General features: G+C 71.0%; 15 protein-coding genes. 9 read left to right on the top strand and 6 right to left on the bottom strand.

The features are described from left to right. Positions 1–117: 117 nt before the first annotated feature. Together hemB and AQJ84_RS36775 are read left to right on the top strand one after the other, a co-directional pair. Entirely contained in the window at positions 118–1,110 is a 993-nt protein-coding gene (gene hemB, locus AQJ84_RS36770; protein WP_030038672.1) for a porphobilinogen synthase, read from the top strand. Between the two features lie 313 nt (positions 1,111–1,423). Further along, a complete protein-coding gene (locus AQJ84_RS36775; RefSeq protein WP_030038673.1) occupies positions 1,424–1,780 on the top strand; it encodes a DUF805 domain-containing protein in 357 nt (118 codons plus the stop codon). A gap of 51 nt (positions 1,781–1,831) precedes the next feature. Here AQJ84_RS36775 and AQJ84_RS43655 read toward each other — a convergent pair whose 3' ends face one another. Beyond that, complete coding sequence (locus AQJ84_RS43655; protein WP_164873005.1) at positions 1,832–1,972, bottom strand: hypothetical protein; 141 nt, start codon at positions 1,970–1,972, stop codon at positions 1,832–1,834. Between the two features lie 260 nt (positions 1,973–2,232). Here AQJ84_RS43655 and AQJ84_RS36780 point away from each other — a divergent pair, with 260 nt between their 5' ends. The 3 genes from AQJ84_RS36780 to AQJ84_RS36790 all read left to right on the top strand — a co-directional run bounded on the left by AQJ84_RS36780 (position 2,233) and on the right by AQJ84_RS36790 (position 5,410). Then, complete coding sequence (locus AQJ84_RS36780) at positions 2,233–3,135, top strand: SAM-dependent methyltransferase (protein WP_030038674.1); 903 nt, start codon at positions 2,233–2,235, stop codon at positions 3,133–3,135. 115 nt (positions 3,136–3,250) lie between these two features. After that, entirely contained in the window at positions 3,251–4,462 is a 1,212-nt protein-coding gene (locus tag AQJ84_RS36785) for an aminotransferase-like domain-containing protein (protein ID WP_030038675.1), read from the top strand. Positions 4,463–4,531: 69 nt separating this feature from the next. Continuing rightward, positions 4,532–5,410: an arylamine N-acetyltransferase family protein gene (locus tag AQJ84_RS36790; RefSeq protein WP_037802374.1), complete on the top strand. Its 879-nt coding sequence runs from the start codon at positions 4,532–4,534 to the stop codon at positions 5,408–5,410. Positions 5,411–5,423: 13 nt separating this feature from the next. On the opposite strand, the gene AQJ84_RS36795 is transcribed toward AQJ84_RS36790, so the two are convergent. After that, entirely contained in the window at positions 5,424–6,290 is an 867-nt protein-coding gene (locus tag AQJ84_RS36795; protein ID WP_030038677.1) for a DUF4253 domain-containing protein, read from the bottom strand. A 139-nt stretch (positions 6,291–6,429) separates the two neighbouring features. Between AQJ84_RS36795 and AQJ84_RS36800 the strand changes: the two genes are divergently transcribed. Then, positions 6,430–8,376 (top strand): P-loop ATPase, Sll1717 family, encoded by a 1,947-nt coding sequence (locus AQJ84_RS36800; RefSeq protein WP_053193768.1) that lies wholly within the window; start codon positions 6,430–6,432, stop codon positions 8,374–8,376. A 127-nt stretch (positions 8,377–8,503) separates the two neighbouring features. Then, entirely contained in the window at positions 8,504–10,417 is a 1,914-nt protein-coding gene (locus tag AQJ84_RS44845) for a serine/threonine-protein kinase (RefSeq protein WP_051869607.1), read from the top strand. A gap of 11 nt (positions 10,418–10,428) precedes the next feature. Here AQJ84_RS44845 and argS read toward each other — a convergent pair whose 3' ends face one another. Further along, positions 10,429–12,198, bottom strand: coding sequence for an arginine--tRNA ligase (gene argS / locus AQJ84_RS36810; RefSeq protein WP_030038681.1), 1,770 nt, complete (start codon positions 12,196–12,198; stop codon positions 10,429–10,431). Positions 12,199–12,356: 158 nt separating this feature from the next. Here argS and lysS point away from each other — a divergent pair, with 158 nt between their 5' ends. After that, positions 12,357–14,102 carry a lysine--tRNA ligase gene (gene lysS / locus AQJ84_RS36815; RefSeq protein WP_030038682.1) on the top strand — a complete coding sequence of 582 codons (1,746 nt, stop codon included), beginning with the start codon at positions 12,357–12,359 and terminating at the stop codon, positions 14,100–14,102. Positions 14,103–14,171: 69 nt separating this feature from the next. Here lysS and AQJ84_RS36820 read toward each other — a convergent pair whose 3' ends face one another. The 3 genes from AQJ84_RS36820 to AQJ84_RS36830 form a co-directional block, all read right to left on the bottom strand. Beyond that, positions 14,172–15,494: a DUF2637 domain-containing protein gene (locus AQJ84_RS36820; protein ID WP_053193766.1), complete on the bottom strand. Its 1,323-nt coding sequence runs from the start codon at positions 15,492–15,494 to the stop codon at positions 14,172–14,174. 81 nt (positions 15,495–15,575) lie between these two features. Then, a complete protein-coding gene (locus AQJ84_RS36825; protein WP_051869609.1) occupies positions 15,576–16,472 on the bottom strand; it encodes a DUF3558 family protein in 897 nt (298 codons plus the stop codon). 133 nt (positions 16,473–16,605) lie between these two features. Further along, positions 16,606–17,448, bottom strand: coding sequence for a hypothetical protein (locus AQJ84_RS36830; RefSeq protein WP_053193763.1), 843 nt, complete (start codon positions 17,446–17,448; stop codon positions 16,606–16,608). A 206-nt stretch (positions 17,449–17,654) separates the two neighbouring features. On the opposite strand from AQJ84_RS36830, the gene AQJ84_RS36835 reads away from it, so the two are divergent. Continuing rightward, a complete protein-coding gene (locus tag AQJ84_RS36835) occupies positions 17,655–18,848 on the top strand; it encodes an RtcB family protein (protein ID WP_030038687.1) in 1,194 nt (397 codons plus the stop codon). Positions 18,849–18,869: the final 21 nt, after the last annotated feature.

The following is an 18,869-nucleotide window of genomic DNA, read 5'->3' on the forward strand; positions in this document are numbered from 1 at the left end:
CCCGCCGTGCGCGGGTGCGGGTACTCCCGGAGGGACGGTCGGCTGCCGTGTGGGGGTGGGGTTTTGGCCGACGGGGCGTTGGTAAAGGGGGGTGCGGGGCGGGCGTAGCGTGGGGGTATGACGACGTACGGAACCTTTCCCGGCACGCGGCCGAGGCGGCTGCGGACCACCCCCGTCATGCGGCGGATGGTTGCCGAGACCCGGCTGCACCCTGCCGACTTCATCCTTCCGGCCTTCGTGCGGGAGGGCGTGAGCGAGCCGGTGCCGATCGCGGCGATGCCGGGGGTCGTGCAGCACACCCGGGACACGCTGAAGAAGGCGGCCGCGGAGGCGGCTGCGGCCGGGATCTCCGGGATCATGCTGTTCGGTGTGCCGGAGGAGTCGAAGAAGGACGCGGTGGGGACGCCGGGGACCGACCCGGACGGGATCCTGCAGGTCGCGATCCGGGTCGTGCGGGCCGAGGTCGGCGACGAACTGCTCGTGATGTCCGACCTGTGCCTCGACGAGACCACTGACCACGGGCACTGTGGGGTGCTCGACGCCGAGGGACGGGTCGACAACGACGCGACGCTGGAGCGGTACGCCGAGATGGCGCAGGTCCAGGCCGACGCCGGGGCGCACGTGGTGGGGCCCAGCGGGATGATGGACGGGCAGATCGGCGTCATCCGCGACGCCCTTGACCAGATCGGGCGGGAGGACGTCGCCGTCCTCGCCTACACGGCCAAGTACGCGTCCGCGTTCTACGGGCCGTTCCGGGAGGCCGTCGGTTCGTCGTTGAAGGGTGACCGCAAGACGTACCAGCAGGATCCGGCGAACGTGCGGGAGTCCATGAGGGAGTTGGCGCTCGACCTCGAAGAGGGCGCCGACATGGTCATGGTGAAGCCGGCCGGGCCCTACCTGGACGTCCTGGCGCGGGTCGCCGACGCCGTGGACGTGCCGGTCGCCGCGTACCAGATCTCCGGCGAGTACTCGATGATCGAGGCCGCCGCCGAGAAGGGCTGGATCGAGCGGGACCGGGCCATCCTCGAGTCGCTGACCGGGATCAAGCGGGCGGGTGCGCAGAACATCCTCACCTACTGGGCCACCGAGGTCGCGCAGCGCCTGGTGTGACGGGACGCGAACGGGGCGGCTTCGGGTGCCTGCGGACGGCAACGGTTGGAACTCGGTCTGGCTACGGCTGGAACTCGCTCCGGGGTATGGCCGGTGGGTGATGCGTGGTCATCCGGTGCCGCGAGCGGTGGGCTTCTGTCGGTCTGTCCGGTAATCGACCCTCCGGGGTGGCGGGGTTTGGCCGTGTGCGCCAAGTTCTGGTCACGGAACTACGCCGATGTAACGAATTGACGAGTTCCCGTCAGCGTCCATATCTTCTGCGCCTGGCCTGATCCGTTCGGAGGGGTCTCACGTCGATCCCTGGGGGGACGCAATGAGCTGGTTCATCGAGGCACTCAAGAAGTACGCGGTATTCAGTGGGCGTGCGCGCCGCAAGGAATACTGGATGTACACGCTGTTCGTGTCGATCATCTACATCGTGCTGGCGATCGTCAGCGCCGCGGCCAAGCAGCCGCTGATCGCGGTCGTCTTCTACCTCGCGATCCTCCTGCCGAGCCTCGCGGTCACCGTTCGCCGGCTGCACGACACCAACCGCACGGGCTGGTGGGTGCTCATCGGCCTGGTCCCGCTGGTCGGCGCCATCGTGATGCTGGTCTTCCTGTGCAGCGACAGCGAGCCGGGTGCGAACAAGTACGGCCCGAACCCGAAGGAAGCGCCGGTTCTCGTCTGAGACCGATGTCGTTGAGGGCCGCCCGGCTGCTGCCGGGCGGCCTTTCGGCGTTCAGGGCGCCGACGCGGCGGGGGAGACGGTCGACGGGCCCTCGTCGCGCACGCCCGTGCCGTCCTTGCAGCCCGTCAGCACGAGCGCGAGGAGCGTGAGGGCGGTGGCCGCGAGGAGGCGGCGGCGGGTTCGGACGGACATGGGGGGCCGGCCTTCCGTGAGGGGTGGGGGTGACTCGGTACAGCTTGTGGGGTGGGGCGGAGGGTGGTCCACGGTTTGCCGGGGATTCGGGACGCCGGGAGCCCGGGATGGGGGCTGACCTGCGGGGACGTTCCGATTGAGGGATGCCGCGTGGGACGTCGTACCCGCGGATTCTGTGAAAAGTGGCCGTGGGCACCATCAAGTGCCGCCGGGAGTTAGGTTGTTGACCTCTCTGCCGCCGACTCCCCGAGGAGACGCCCATGTCCGGTGACGCCCTCAGCCAGGATCCCGCCGAGCTGAGAAGGAGGATCGACACCACCAAGGCGCACCCGGCCCGGGTCTACGACGTCTTCCTCGGCGGCAAGGACAACTACCCCGTCGACCGTGCGGCGGCCGCCGCCGCGCTCGCCGCCAACCCGCGCGGCTACCTCGACGTACGCCACAACCGCGACTTCCTGCGCCGGGCCGTGAACACGCTCGCCCGGGAGGACGGCATCCGGCAGTTCCTCGACATCGGCACCGGCCTGCCCACCGCGGAGAACGTGCACCAGATCGCCCAGCGCGTGGTGCCGGACGCGCGGGTGGTGTACGTCGACAACGACCCGGTCGTGCTCGCGCACGCGCGGGCCCTGCTGACCAGCGGCGCCGAGGGGCGAACCGACTACATCGACGCCGACTTCAGGAACCCGGCGCAGATCCTCGAACAGGCCGCGAAGACCCTCGACTTCGACCAGCCGGTCGCGCTGTGCCTGGTCGCCCTCCTGCACTTCGTCGAGGACGACGAGGCGTACCCGATCGTGCGCGGCCTCATCGACGCGCTGCCCTCCGGGAGCCGGCTGGTTCTCAGCCATCTCACCGAGGACCTCAACCCGGAGAACATCCGGGCGGTGCAACGGACGTACACCGAGCGCGGGTTCACCTTCGTGCTGCGGTCGAAGGCGGACGTCGAGCGCTTCTTCGGCGAGAACGCCCTGCGGCTCACCGAGCCTGGTGTCGTGCCCGCCCACCGGTGGCGCGCCGACGGGGCGGCACCGGTGCCCGAGCAGCCGGAGGCCTCGTACCTGGCGGGGCTCGACGACATCGAGAAGGTGCGCTACGCCGACATCAACGACGTGACGGACGCGGACATCAACGTCTACGCGGCCGTGGGGCAGAAGGCGTGAGCGGCGGCGGGCGTGGCTGATTCCGTCCGTATCGCGGAAACCTGCTTGTAGGCGGCACTTACTTCCTTAGGCTGCGCGGCACGAGTTGCGTCCGTCGCAGTCGAAGGAGCGTGCCATGACGGTTGTCGAGTCCGTATCCACGTCCGCCCCCGTGCCGCCGCCGGCGGCGCGGGCCCGCTCGGTCGGCGGTTCTCCCGTACGGGACATCCTCGCCGTCACCGCCCGACCCGAGGTCATCAACTTCGCCGGCGGGCTGCCGGCGCCGGAGCTGTTCGACGCGGACGGGATCGCGGAGGCCTACCGGGCGGTCCTCGCCGAGGAGCCCGCGAGGGCGCTGCAGTACTCCACGACCGAGGGCGAGCCGGGACTGCGGGGCGCGCTGGCCGTGCGGATGTCGGTGCGCGGACTGCCGACCGACGCCGACGACGTCCTCGTGACGACCGGCTCGCAGCAGGCCCTGTCCCTGCTCGCGACCGTGTTGCTGGAACCCGGGGACGTGGTCCTCGTCGAACGCCCCTGTTATCTCGCGGCACTTCAGGCCTTCGGTTTCGCGGGGGCGCGGGTCGTGGCGGTGCCGGGGGACGAGCGGGACGGGCTGGACCCCCAGGCGCTGGAGGAGCTGGTGGTGCGGGAGCGGCCCAAGCTGCTCTACACCGTGCCGACCTTCCAGAACCCGACCGGCCGAACGCTGCCGGGCGGGCACCGGGCCGCGATCGCGGCCGTGGCCGCCCGGCACGGGCTGTGGATCGTCGAGGACGACCCGTACGGCGAGCTGCGGTTCGAGGGCGAGCGGGTGCCGTGGATCGCCACCCACCCGGGCGCGGAGGACCGTACGGTCCTGCTCGGTTCCTTCTCCAAGGTCATGGCCCCCGGGCTGAGACTGGGGTGGCTGCGGGCGCCGGGTGAGCTGCGGCGGGCGTGCGCGGTCGCCAAGCAGGCCGCAGACCTGCACACACCGACCGTCAACCAACTCGCCGCGGCCCGGTATCTCGCCGACCGGGACCTGGACGCCCATGTCCGGCGGGTCGCCGCGGTGTACCGGGAGCGGCGGGACGCCATGCTCGCGGGGCTGTCGGACGCACTGCCGGAGGGGGCGTCCTGGAGCCGTCCCGAGGGTGGGATGTTCCTCTGGGCCCGGCTGCCGTCGGCGTACGACACGACGGAACTGCTGGCGCGAGTGGTCCGCCACGACGTGGCCTACGTGCCGGGGGCGCCCTTCTACGCCGGTGAGCCGGACCGCTCCACCCTGCGGCTGTGCTTCGTCACGCAGACGCCGGAGGAGATCGGGGAGGGGCTGCGGAGGCTTCGGGCGGGGCTGAGGGGCTGAGGGGCTCAGGGCGGGGCTGAGGGGCCGAAAGGGGCTGAAGGGCGGAGGCCCGCGTCTACGGTGAGGGGCATGTCCGACATCGAGCACAGCGAGCAGGGCGTGCGGGCCGGGGAGAGCGCGGAGTTCGAACTCGACGCGTATCTCGAGCGGATCCGGTGGGAAGGGGAGCGGCGGGCCGACGTGGGGACGCTGCGGGGCGTGCATCTGGCGCACATGCGCGGCATCCCCTTCGAGAACCTCGACGCCCTGCGCCGCCGGGCCCCCTCCCTCGAACCGCCCGACCTCATGGCCAAGCTGGTCCACAGCCGGCGGGGCGGCTACTGCTACGAGCACAACACGCTGTTCTCACTGGCCCTGGAGAGGCTGGGCTTCCAGGTGACCCGGCTGGCCGCCCGGGTCGTCGTGGGCGCCGACCGGATCGAGAGCCGGCCGCGTACGCACATGGCCCTGCTCGTCGACGTGCCGGGCGAGCCCGGGCCGTATCTGGCCGACGTCGGCTTCGGGGCCCTCGGGGCGCTGCTGGAGCCGGTGCCGCTGGTGGCCGGAGAGGAGTTCCGCGGCGCGGGGCGGCGGCACCGGCTGGTGCACGCCGCGCACCGGGGACCCCTGCGGATGTGGGTGCTCGAGGCGCACGCACCGCGGCAGGGCGAGGCGCGGGGACACTGGCAGGCGCAGTACGCGTTCACCCTGGAGCCGTTCGAGAAGCCCGACTTCGAGGTCGTCAACTGGCACGTCGGCACGAACCCGCGCTCCCCCTTCACCCAGCGCCTCTACGTGCAGCGGGTCACCCCCGACCGCCACCTCCTGCTCCACGGCCGACTCCTCACCGAGACGCGGGCCGACGGCACCGCCCGGGAGCGGGAGGTGACGGACGAGGCACAGGCACGCCGGATCCTGGAGGAGGAGTTCGAGGTCGAGGCTCCGGAGGGGATGACGCTGCTGCCGTGAGGGGCACGCAGGGTCAGTCCCACCAGAAGGCCCAACTGTTCTCGCCGATCAGCTCCTTGGCGTACGCGCGCAGGTCGTCCGGGCCGTTCTGCGTGATGTTGTCCGGGCAGAACGCGAAGTGCTCGGCGGCCACCGCCTCCGCCTCGGCGGGCGTGGTGGGCGGGGCCGCGACGGACACGACCAGCACGTCCGACGTCAGCGCCACCACCCGTATCCCGAACCGGTCCTCCCAGGAACGCAGGACCGCGCACAGCCGGGCCACGTCGTTGTCGTGGTTCAACGGGCCCATCCAGCCGATCGCCGCCGGAATGTCGGCGGAGCGGCGCGCCGGGACCAGGGCCAGACGCGGGTGGTCGAAGGCCGACTCCCGGCCGCCGCGCACCAGGTCGGCGACCTCGGCCGCCCGCACGTCCGGATCCGCGCCGTCCCGCCCGGCCGGGGCGAGGCCGGGCCAGTCCGGGCCGAAGGGGGCGATCGTGTCGTCGTACCCGGGCTGCTCGCCGAAGTGCTCCTCGACCGCCTCCCGGACGGAGGGGGCCGCTTCGGCGCCGAGTTCGTCCGCCGTGTACTCCTCCCAGAACTCCGCGAGCACCTCCTCGGCCTCGTGGTCCCCGGGGTACGACATCATCTCGGGCCGCAGCTCCCAGGTCTCCGGACCGCCGCCGTGAACGCCCTGGGTGTTCACGAGCACGGGCAGCAGGCCGAGCCGGGCGGCCGGTGCCGCCAGTGCCGCCCAGTCGCCGGGGGACGGCGGCCCATCGGCGTACCACAGCAGCGGTTCGTGGCGGCGCCCCTCGGGCGTCGCGTCGACCACCCTCCCGGGCGGGAGGCGGAGGCCGAGGGTCGCAATCCTCGGCAGCGGGTTGGGAAGTGTCGCCATGCCGGTGACTGTAGGGGTGGGCACTGACAGTCGGTTCGCGGTGGTCGGCGTGCCGGGCGCGGGCGGCCGATAACGTGTGGGCCGAGGACGACCCGGGCCGGCCGACGGGGGCGCGCGGGTGGGACAGGGGGAGGATCCGATGGCCGAGGGACCGGTGCTCGCGCGGCTTCACTTCGGGCGTGAGGACGCCGAACGGGACGTGACCGACGGGCTGTTGCTGCGCGGCGGGTTCCTGCCCAACGCCGCGTACCGGGGCGCTCTCAGCGGGCGCAAGATGCTGATCATCGGGCGCAAGGGGTCCGGGAAGAGCGCCGTCTGCATGCGGCTGATGGCGGCCGACGCGCACGCTCCCGGCGGCGGTCAGGTCCTGGTCACCCCGGACGAGACGGCCGGGGAGGAGATCCGGCGCTTCGAACTGCAGGGGCTGCCCGGGGACTCCGCCAAGGCACTGATCTGGCGGTTCGTGTTCGCCGTCCACGCGGCCCGCCATGTCGTGGCACACGCCAGGGACGGTCACGCCGGCGGACACCGACTCGACTCGGTGAAGGCGCTCGGCCGGTTCCTGAAACACAACGGCGAGTCGGCGGACGGGACCCCGGGCGGTGGCGGCCGGCTGGGAGAACGGCTGGCGCGCGGCGCCCGGGGTCTGCAGACCTCGCTGTCGCTGGAGGCGTTCGGCGTCAAGGCGGGCGTGGACCTCGCGCAGTCCCCGTCGGAAGGCGCCCGCGCCGCACGGCAGTTGGAGGTCGTCGAGCAGGGCGTCGCCCGGGCCTTCGCCGACCTGGGCTGCGGCGGCGAGGTCCACGCACCGCTGCTGCTGATGGTCGACCAGCTGGAGCAGGTGTGGTCGGCCGAGCCGGACAGCAACTCGATGGTGATCGGGCTGCTGCTGGCGGCGAAGCACGCGGCGAGTCTCTACGGGCGTTCCGTACGGCTGCTGCTGTTCCTGCGCGCCGACATCTACGACTCGCTCTCCTTCGGGGAGGGGGACAAGTTCCACGGCGACGAGCTGCGGATCGCCTGGACGGAACAGGCCCTGCGCGACCTCGCCCTGGCCCGCGCGCGGGCCTCCGCCGGTGCCGAGCTGACCGAGGAGCAGCTGTGGCGGGAGCTGTTCCCGGCGACGGTGGACGGGGAGGAGACCCCCGGGCACCTCTTCCGCCGCTGCCTGCCCCGGCCCCGCGACGCCATCCAGTTCCTCAACCTCTGCCAGGAGACGGCCTGGCTGCAGCACGGCCGGGACCGGATCACCGAGGCGGACGTGGAGCAGGCGGGCCGCCAGTTCTCCGCCTGGAAACTGAAGGACCTGACCTCGGAGTACCTGGTCGCCCACCCGTTCCTCAAGCACCTCTTCCCGCTGTTCCAGAACACCGGGTACGTCGTCACCCGCGCCGCGCTCGCGGGCCGCTTCGAGGCGGCCGCCGAGTCGATCCACCGCAACTTCCCCGCCTACGCCGACGCCCTGACGCTCCCCGGGATCATCGACGTCCTGTACGGGGTGGGCTTCCTCGGCGTGCGGCGCGGCAACGACGTGGTGTTCGCGGGCGACGACGACCTGCCGGTCCAGCCGCACGAGACGGAGTTCCACGTCCACCCCTGCTTCCGGGCGGCGCTGGGCGCGACCAGCGCCATCGAACTGCGGCGCTACCAACCGCAGCTCGCCGACGGACGGATCGCCTCGGGAGGCTTCGGCCCCGCCGTCACCGGGACCACCGCCCTCAACCGGGACGACCGGCTGCTCCAGCAGCTCGCGCGGTCCTGCCACTCCATCCTCGCCCAGGTCGGCCGGGCGGTGACGCTCACCCAGGACGCCCGGGACGAGATCACCCAGCAGGTCAACCGCGTCCTCGACGACGTCAACCGCATACCCCCGGGTGCCGGTTCGTCCGCCGGCGTGGACGCGGACGAACACGTCCTGGCCGCCGCCCACTACTTCACCACCCTCGCCGCCCAACTCCTCGCCAGCGGACTGGACGACACCACCGGCGCCGGAGGCGTCGCCCACCGCGTCGAGGAGGAGGCGCGGCGGCTGCGCCGCCTGGCAGGCGGGTCGTACGGCAGCTCCGGCGACTCGTCCGGGCCCTGACCGGACCGACGCAAAGGATGGGGGGAACAGGGGAGTTCGCCGCGCGACGGGAGGGCCATACTCGTAGCAGGGTTCCGGGCCAGACCGTCGTGCGACGGTGGAAGTGCGCCGACGGGAGAGGGAACCGGTGCTGAACGAGGTGCTCGCCGGGCGGTACCGGATCACGGACCTGCTGGGGTCCGGCGGCATGGGGCAGGTCTGGTCCGCGCAGGACGTGCGGATGCGGCGGGACGTGGCCGTCAAGGTCGTCCACCCGCAGCACGGCACGGCGACGGACGAGGAGACCCGGGCCAGGTTCGAGCGCGAGGTCCAGCTGGCGGGGCGGCTGGCCCACCAGAACATCGTCACCGTCCACGACTGGGGAGAGGTCCAGGTCGACGACCGGCGCACCACCCTCTTCCTCGTCATGGAACTGGTCCGGGGAGACTCCCTGCACAGGCTGCTCAAGGGGGCCGCGCCGACGCCCTGGCCGCTCGCCGTCGGCTGGGCGGCCCAGATCGCCCAGGCCCTCGAGGCGGCGCACGGTCAGAGCGTCGTCCACCGGGACATCAAGCCCGCCAACGTGCTGCTCACGGGGGAGGGGGCCGTCAAGGTCCTCGACTTCGGCGTCGCGAAGTTCATGGGCGAGACGCTCAACGCCCGCGACCTCACCGTCACCGGTGCCCCGCTCGGCTCCCCGATGTACATGTCCCCCGAACAGGCCGAAGGCGCCCGGCAGATCGACCACCGCAGCGATCTCTACTCCCTGGGCTGTCTCCTCTACCACGCGGTGACCGGCCGGCCGCCCTTCACGAGCGACGTCCAGTGGGCCGTCCTGCGCATGCAGATGCAGGACACCCCGACCGCGCCTGCCACCCACGTCGAGGGGCTTCCGGCCGCCCTGGACGACCTCGTCCTGAACCTGCTCGCCAAGCGCCCCGAGGACCGGCCGGCCGACGCCGCCGCCGTCCACGACAGCCTCACCACGATCCTGGCCGACCAGGCCGTCACGCTGTCCGGCGGACAGTTCCCGGACCTCGCCCGGCTGGGGCACGACGGCTCCGTCGCCGGGCGGATCCTGGGGAAGGCGCGGGAGCGGTGGCAGCGGACCGAGGCGGAGAGCCGGGCCCGGCACGAGGAGGCCACCCTCGCGATCACCACGGCCCGTGCGGAGGCCGACCGGCTGCTGGCCGAGGCACGTGAGCGGGCCGAGCGACGGTACGCCGACGCCGCGGCCCGGGCGGACCGGCTCGTCGGAGCGGCCGAGGAGGCCGCCGCCAGGTCCCTCGCGGACGCCGAGTCCGTCAACGAGCAGCGCACTCGGGCGGCCGAGGCACAGGCGGCCGCGATGGTCGACGAGGCCGCGCACGAGGTGGACACCCACAGGGCGCTGGCCGAGCGGATCGTGTCGGACGCCCGGAGCGAAGCCGCCCGGATCGTCGCCGACGCCCGGACCGAGGCCCGACGGATCACCGCCGAGGCCCCGCGGATCACCGTCGAGGCCCCGTGGATCGCGGACGCCGCCCCGCGGATCACGGGCGGCGCCGCGCTTCCCGCCCCGGTGTCAACTCCGGCTGAGGCCCCGGCCGGGGACTCAGCGGCCGGCCAGACCGATGCGCGTGCGGGTTCCCGTTTCGACGTGGTGCGGCAGGGCTACGACACGGGGCAGGTGGACCTGTACTTCCACGCCGCCGAGAACGCGCTGGCGACGGCCGAGACCCTCCTCGCCCAGCTGGAGCAGTACATCGTCGACACGTGGCTCAGGGAGGCCAGGACCACACAGTCCGCCATCCACCTGATCGCGATCCAGCACAAGGTCGTCATGGGCCGTATCGCCGATGCGTACGACGCGGCGGACCGGGGGGAGTTCCCCTCGAACACGGCGCCGACGCCCGCCGCTTCCCAGATGTTCGCGACCGTGCCGAGCGGCTACCACCGCAGGCGGGTCGACCGGCACCTCAAACAGCTCGGGGCGGACCAGCACCGCACCGGCGCCCGCATCTCGGCGCTGAGACAGCTCCTGGAGTCGATCCGCCCCCGCCCGGAGCTGCCTCAGCCCTGACAACGGACCGCTCAGAGGCGCTCGGGGGTCCTGATGCCCAGCAGGGCCATGCCCCGGTGCAGCGTCCGGGCCGTCACGTCGCACAGGAACAGACGGTTCTCCACCTGCTGCGGCGTCTCGGCCTTCAGGACCGGGCACTTGTCGTAGAAGGTCGTGTAGAGGGACGCCAGCTGGTAGAGGTACGCCGTCAGCTTGTGCGGGGCGTACTCCGCCGCCGCCTCCGTCACCGCCTCCGCGAACGCGTCCGCGTGCAGGCCCAGCGCCCGCTCCGCCTCGTGCAGGTCCAGCTCGGGGTGCGCGGCGGGGCGGACGTCTCCTGCCTTGCGCAGGATCGACTGGATACGGGCGTACGCGTACTGGAGGTAGACGGACGTGTCGCCGTTGAGCGAGACCATCTGGTCCAGGTCGAACTTGTAGTCCCGGTTCGCCGACGTCGACAGGTCCGCGTACTTCACCGCGCCGATGCCCACCTGGGCACCCCGCTCGGCGATCTCCTCCTCGGAGAGGTCCAGCGCCTTCTCGCGGACCACCGCCGAGGCCCGCTCGACCGCCTCGTCCAGCAGGTCCACCAGCCGGACCGTCTCGCCCTCACGCGTCTTGAACGGCTTGCCGTCCTTGCCGAGGACCGTGCCGAAGGCGAGTTGGACCGCGTGCACGTCCTCGCCCAGCCAGCCGGCCCGCCGCGCGGTCTCGAAGACCATCTTGAAGTGCAGGGACTGGCGGGCGTCGACGACGTACAGGAGGGTGTTCGCCTTCAGGTTGAAGACGCGGTCGCGGATGGCCGACAGGTCGGTCGCCGCGTAGCCGTAACCGCCGTCCGACTTCTGGACGATCAGCGGGACCGGGTTGCCGTCCGGGCCCTTGACGTCGTCGAAGAAGACGCACAGGGCGCCCTCGGAGCGGACCGCGACGCCGGACTCCTCCAGGAGGCGGCAGGTCTCCGCGAGCATGTCGTTGTAGCCGGACTCGCCGACGATGTCCGGGTCGCGGACCTCCATGTCCAGCTTCTCGAAGACGGAGAAGAAGTAGATCTTCGACTCGTCGACGAACCTCTGCCAGGTGGCGAGCGTGTGCGGGTCGCCTGCCTGGAGGTCCACCACCCGGCGGCGGGCCCGCGTCTTGAACTCCTCGTCGGAGTCGAAGAGCCGGCGCGCCGACTTGTAGAGGCGGTCGAGGTTCGACATCGCCTCCTCGCCGGAGACCTGCGCGTCCTGGGCGTCCTTGTGGTCCAGCTCGTGCGGGTGCTCGTCCAGGTACTGGATGAGCATGCCGAACTGGGTGCCCCAGTCGCCGATGTGGTGCCTGCGCACCACCGTCTCGCCGGTGAACTCCAGCAGGTGGACCGCCGCGTCGCCGATCACCGCGGACCGCAGGTGGCCGACGTGCATCTCCTTCGCCACGTTCGGCTGGGCGTAGTCGATGACCGTGGTGCCCGGGTTGTCGGCGTACGGCACGCCGAGCCGGTCCGGGTCCGCGTACCGCGCGGCCAGGTTCTCGGTGATCGCCTTGTCGGTGAGCGTGATGTTCAGGAAGCCGGGGCCGGAGACCTCGATGTCCTTGATCACGTCACCGGTGACCACCTGGGAGACGACACCGGTCGCCAGCTCTCTCGGGTTCGCCTTCGCCTTCTTGGCGAGGGCCAGGATCCCGTTGGCCTGGAAGTCGGCCCGGTCGCTACGTCGCAGCAGCGGGTCGGCGGAACCGGCCTCCGGCAGGGCAGCCGAGAGGGCGGACGCGAGACGCTCGGTGACGGAGGCGCTGAGGGACGTGACCGGGGCCATAGGAGTGGGTGCCGTTCTCCTCGTGGGAATGTGTGGGCCCGCCCAGTATCCCACGGGGCGTAAAGCGGTTTTCCTGGGCGCGAGGTGGTCTGGGAGAATGAGGAGTCAGCCGTGCGACCGTACCGGCTGCTCGTGTGGAACCTTCAGAAAAAGAGGACGTGCCGATCGTGGCTCAGAGCACCGAGACCACCGACTGGGTCTCCCGTTTCGCGGATGAGGTCATCGAGGAGTCGGAGCGTCGGGCCCCGGGCAAACCGGTCGTCGTCGCGTCCGGGCTGTCCCCGTCCGGCCCCATCCACCTGGGCAACCTCCGCGAGGTCATGACCCCGCACCTCGTCGCCGACGAGATCCGGCGGCGCGGTCACCAGGTGCGGCACCTGATCTCCTGGGACGACTACGACCGCTACCGCAAGGTGCCGGAGGGTATCGACGGGGTCGACAAGAAGGCCTGGGCCGAGCACATCGGCAAGCCGCTGACCTCCGTGCCCGCGCCGAAGGGGTCGTCCCACCCGAACTGGGCCGAGCACTTCAAGGCCGCCATGGTCGAGTCGCTGGCCGAGCTGGGCGTCGAGTTCGACGGCATCAGCCAGACCGCGCAGTACACCTCCGGGGTGTACCGCGAGCAGATCCTGCACGCCATCAGGCACCGCGCCGACATCGACGCGATCCTCGACCAGTACCGCACCAAGAAGGCCCCGGCCAAGAAGCAGCAGCAGAAGCCCCTCGACGAGGCCGAGCTGGAGGCCGCCGAGGGGTCGGGCGCGGCGAGTGAGGACGACGGCAGCTCCGGCTCCGCCGGGTACTTCCCGTACAAGCCGTACTGCGGCAACTGCGAGAAGGACCTGACGACGGTCACGTCGTACGACGACGACAGCACCGAGCTGACCTACACCTGCACCGCCTGCGCCTTCTCCGAGACCGTCCGGCTGAACGAGTTCAACCGCGGCAAGCTGGTCTGGAAGGTCGACTGGCCGATGCGCTGGGCGTACGAGGGCGTGATCTTCGAGCCGAGCGGTGTCGACCACTCGTCCCCGGGATCGTCCTTCCAGGTCGGCGGGCAGATCGTCGGGATCTTCGGCGGGAAGCAGCCGATCGGCCCGATGTACGCCTTCGTGGGCATCAGCGGCATGGCCAAGATGTCGTCGTCCCGCGGTGGCGTGCCGACCCCCGGCGACGCGCTGAAGATCATGGAGCCGCAGCTCCTGCGCTGGCTGTACGCCCGCCGCCGGCCCAACCAGTCCTTCAAGATCGCCTTCGACCAGGAGATCCAGCGGCTCTACGACGAGTGGGACAAGCTCGACGCGAAGGTCGCGGACGGCTCCGCGCTGCCGGCCGACGTGGCCGCGCACTCCCGCGCGGTGCGCACGGCCGGCGGCGAGCTGCCCAGGACGCCCCGCCCGCTGCCGTACCGGACCCTGGCCTCCGTAGCCGACATCACCGCCGGACACGAGGACCAGGCCCTGCGGATCCTGTCCGAGCTCGACCCGACGCACCCGATCGGCGCCCTCGACGAGGCCCGGCCGCGGTACGACAAGGCCGAGGCGTGGATCAACACCCACGTGCCCGCCGACCAGCGGACCATCGTGCGGGACGAACCCGACGCCGAGCTGCTGAAGTCCCTCGACGAGCAGGCGCTGGGCTCGCTGCGGCTGCTCCTGGACGGGCTGGCCTCGCACTGGTCGCTCGACGGACTGACCCACCTCGTGTACGGCGTGCCCAAGGTGCAGGCCGGGTTCCCCGCGGACGCCACGCCGAAGGAACTCCCGCCGGAGATCAAGACCGCCCAGCGGACGTTCTTCGCGCTGCTCTACCACCTGCTGGTGGGCCGTGACACCGGTCCGCGTCTGCCCACGCTGCTGCTCGCGGTGGGACAGGAGCGGGTGCGGGCTCTGCTCGGGGACTGACACGCCGCGGTACGACGGAGGGGGCGCCCGGTGTTTCGCCGGGCGCCCCCTCCGTCGTACGCGGACGGGTCAGGCGATGTGGTCCTCCTCCAGTTCCGCCGCGTGGCGGTTCTGGAAGCGCATGACCATGCGCTTGGCCTCGGCGTCCAGCACGGGGGCGCCGAAGGTCGCCTCCACGTCGTCGCTGAACTGGCTCGGCGTCGGATAGCCGCCGCTGCTTATCGACTGCTTGAAGACCTGGTAGTACGACTCCTCGTCCGGCTCGGCGACCGGGGTGCCGCCGCCCTCGCCCAGCTCGCGGCTGCGGCCCGGGCCCACCGGGATGGGGAAGGAACCCGTCTCCTCCGGGGAGGGCTCCTGGACGGGGGGCTCCTCCTGGTACTGGTCCTGGTACTGCTCGGCGTGCTGCTGCTGCGCGTACCACTCGGCGTACTGCTCCGACGGGTCGTACGTCGGGTCGTAGCCGCCCTGGTAGGCGATCTCGTGCGGCGACTGGAACCAGGGGTTCTGATCATCGTCGAGCGGTGGGCCGACCGGCTCCGCCTGCTGTTGCTGTTGCTGTTGCGGCTGAGGCTGCGGCTGTTGTCGCTGCTCCTGCTTCTGTGGCAGGGGGGCCGGTGGCAGCTCGTTCGGCTCCAGCCGGGAGGTCTGTGCCGGCGACGGGGTCCGTTCCTCGACCGGCACCGGGGGCAGCAGGACCGGCTCGATGCCCGCCGCGGCCAGGCCGGCCGGGGCCGTCTGCGCCAGCGGGACGCCGTACCGGGCCAGCCGCAGCGGCATCAGGCTCTCCACCGGGGCCTTCCTCTTCCACGCCCGGCCGAAGCGCGAACGCAGGCGGGCCTGGTAGACGAGACGTTCCTGCTCCAGCTTGATGACCTGCTCGTAGGAGCGCAGCTCCCACAGCTTCATACGGCGCCACAGCAGGAACGTGGGCACGGGGGACAGCACCCACCGGGTGAGGCGGACGCCCTCCATGTGCTTGTCGGCCGTGATGTCGGCGATCCGGCCGACCGCGTGCCGGGCCGCCTCGACGGAGACCACGAACAGGATCGGGATCACCGAGTGCATGCCCACGCCCAGCGGGTCCGGCCAGGCCGCCGCGCCGTTGAAGGCGATCGTCGCCGCCGTCAGCAGCCAGGCCGTCTGGCGCAGCAGGGGGAACGGGATGCGGATCCAGGTCAGCAGGAGGTCGAGGGCGAGCAGGACGCAGATACCCGCGTCGATGCCGATCGGGAAGACGTAACTGAAGTTCCCGAAGCCCTTCTTCAGGGCCAGCTCACGGACGGCCGCGTACGATCCGGCGAAGCCGATGCCGGCGATGACGACCGCACCGGCGACGACCACGCCGATCAGAATCCGGTGCATCCGTGTCAGCTGTAGTGGCGCGGCCACCCGTACTCCCCTCCCGATGCGTGTTGTTGCGCGCAACAGAGTGGCACATGTGTACGGCGCACGGGTGGCCGGTGCTCTTCGTCAGCTCTTCTTCGCAGCCGACTTGGTCGGGGACGCCGACTTCGACTCCGACTGCTCGGGGGACTGCGAGGGCGACTTGGACGCCGACTTGGACGGAGAGGGGCTGGTGCCGGAGCCCGAGCCGGTGCCCCCGCCGGAGCCCTCGCCGTTCGCCGACGACACCGAGGCCACCGCCTCCTTGGCCGCCTTCTCCGCCAGCTTCGTCAGCGTGGCCGCGCTCGGGGTCTTCTCGCCGGCCAGACCCGCGCCGTTGTAGTCGAGGCTGACCACGACGTTCTCGACGCGCGTGACGACCGTCTGCTGCTTGAAGGACCCTTCCTTCTTCTTCAGGTCGTACGTCACCGTCGTCGCCGCGTCGCCCGTCCCGGACAGCGGCTGCGACTTGGCGTTCTTCGCGCCCTCCGACGACTGGGCGTCCTGCACCTGCTTCTCGTAGTACGCCTGTGCCTGGTCCTCGCCCGAGCCGCGCGAGGTGTCCGACTCGAAGCGGAGCAGGGAGATGTTCAGCCAGCGGAACTGGGAGCCCTTCACGCCGTTGTTGTCGAGGCTGCTCCAGGAACAGCTGCCCCGCGTCGACGTGTCGTCCGACGTGCCCTCCTTGCCCGACTTCGAGGCCTTCGGCACCATTTCACCCAAGGTCTTCTTCGAAAGCACCCCACACGGCTCCGGAAGCGACTTGTACGCCGCCGCCTGCACCGTCGGCGAAGCGCTCGCGGACGCCGCCGCCTCCGGACTGCCCGAGCTCTTGGCGCCGGCGTCTTCGGAGCCGGAGTCCGAGGAGCAGCCGGCGGCGATCAGCATCACGGGTACCGCGGCCGCGCCGACAAGGACACGGTGCAACCGCTTCGCACGCCGGTCTCGCTCGTCACGCTGGTCTACCTGTGCTGGTCGCTGCATGGTTCCTTCACTCATGACGCTTGTGGTTCCTGACGTCGGATCTGGTCCGAGGGGCCACGGTACGCGGTGAGGGACTCGCGCGGCCTCGCTTCGGCCGCTTTGTGCGCGGGCGTGAGAAGCGTGTGAAGGGGTCCTACTCGGCCAGTGCGTCCGCCAGCTGAGCGGCCAGTTTCCGGGCCTTGTCCTGCATTTCTGTGCTGTCGGGCACCACGCCGACCGTCGTCGGCTGCTCCTCGTACGCGATCGTCACGATCACGTTGGACGTGCGGAACGCCACAGTCACCGTGCGCTGCTGGGCCGTCGAACCGGAACTGCTCAACGCGTCGTCCAGGAACGCCTCGTCGCCGAGATCGTCCAGCAGCCGGGGCTGCACGTCGGTCGGCGCCGCCGAGGCCGTGGCGGACGGCGAGGAGGTGCCCGAGGCGGAGGCGGAAGGGGCGGAGGACGCGGAGGTGGAGTCGGACGGGGCGGCCGTTGGGCTGCCGGTCTCGCTCTCGACGTCGGACACGGCGCTGGAACTCGCCGCCTCGGGAAGGTCCGCCGCCTCCTGCCTGGTCGCGAACAGCTCCTGCGCCTGGGCGTCGTCGCTCACCGACGTGTCGTACGAGACCACGCGCTCGAAGTCGACGAGCAGACGGTCGGTGGCGTCCGTGGACTCCACGTTCCAACGGCAGCCGTTCTTGCGGTCGGTGTCGTAGGTGATCGTGGCCTCACCCTCGTACGCCTTCTCCCGCTGCTCCTCGTCGGTGAGTTCCTGGATGCCGGGCAGGAGGGAGTCGAGGGTGCCCTGGCTGACAGCGCCGCAGGGTTCCGGGAGGGTGCGGTACTTGCCGGGCTGGGCCGCGGCGGAGGCCGTGCCGGCCTCGCCGGGGTTCGAGTCGTCCGTGGTGCCGCCGCTGTCCGAGCTGCCGGTGCAGCCGGCCAGCAGGGCCGCGAGGAGCGCGGCGACGCCGGGTACGTACGCCTTCCGGTGCACGGTCAGGCTCCTCTCGACGGTGGCTCGGTGGCCGGGTTCTTCAGTGTCCCCGCTGGTTAATCGCTTGCCGCACGGGGGCGGGCCCTGCAGACAATGTGTATCGCACGCATGGCCGTGGCCGCCGGTCCGTTGTCCCTTACGTCGACCTTGGCGCCGGTTTTTGCGATGTCAGACTTCTGTTGTGATTCCGGGGGAAAGAGGACGATATGTCGTACGTGGAAATGCCGGGTGCGAAGGTTCCGATCCGCATGTGGACCGATCCGGCGACCGTCGAGGAGGGCGCGCTCCAGCAGCTGCGGAACGTGGCGACCCTGCCGTGGATCAAGGGTCTGGCGGTCATGCCGGACGTCCACTACGGCAAGGGGGCGACGGTCGGTTCGGTCATCGCGATGCGGGGTGCGGTGTGTCCCGCGGCGGTCGGGGTGGACATCGGCTGCGGGATGTCGGCGGTGAGGACGTCGCTCACGGCGAACGACCTGCCGGGCGACCTCTCGCGGCTCCGGTCGAAGATCGAGCAGGCGATCCCCGTCGGGCGGGGAATGCACGACACCGCCGTCGAGCCGGGACGGTTCCACGGGCTGGCCACCGCCGGCTGGGACGACTTCTGGGGGCGGTTCGACGGGGTGGCGGAGGCGGTGAAGTTCCGGGCGGAGCGGGCCGCTCTGCAGATGGGGACGCTCGGCGGCGGCAATCACTTCTGTGAAGTATGTGTGGATACATCCGGTTCGGTGTGGCTCATGCTCCACTCCGGTTCCCGGAACATCGGCAAGGAACTGGCCGAGCACCACATCGGCATTGCCCAGAAGCTCCCGCACAACCAGGGGCTGGTCGACCGCGACCTCGCCGTGTTCATCGCGGACACCCCGCAGATGGCGGCGTACCGCAACGACCTGTTCTGGGCGCAGGAGTACGCCAAGTACAACCGCACGATCATGATGGCGCTCCTCAAGGACGTGATCCGCAAGGAGTTCAAGAAGGCGAAGCCGACCTTCGAGCCGGAGATCAGCGCACACCACAACTACGTCTCGGAGGAGCGGTACGACGGAATGGACCTGCTGGTCACTCGCAAGGGAGCGATCCGCGCGGGTTCAGGCGAGTACGGGATCATCCCGGGCTCGATGGGCACGGGGTCGTACATCGTGAAGGGCCTCGGGAACGAGAAGGCGTTCAACTCCGCGTCGCACGGCGCCGGTAGGCGGATGAGCCGTACCGCGGCCAAGCGCCGGTTCTCGACGAAGGACCTGGAGGAGCAGACGCAGGGCGTGGAGTGCCGTAAGGACTCCGGCGTCGTGGACGAGATCCCGGGTGCCTACAAGCCGATCGAGCAGGTCATCGACCAGCAGCGCGACCTCGTGGAGGTTGTCGCGAAGCTGAAGCAGGTCGTGTGTGTGAAGGGCTGACGCCCTGGTGGGAGGGCCCGA

This window comes from Streptomyces resistomycificus, assembly GCF_001514265.1.
GTDB lineage: Bacteria > Actinomycetota > Actinomycetes > Streptomycetales > Streptomycetaceae > Streptomyces > Streptomyces resistomycificus.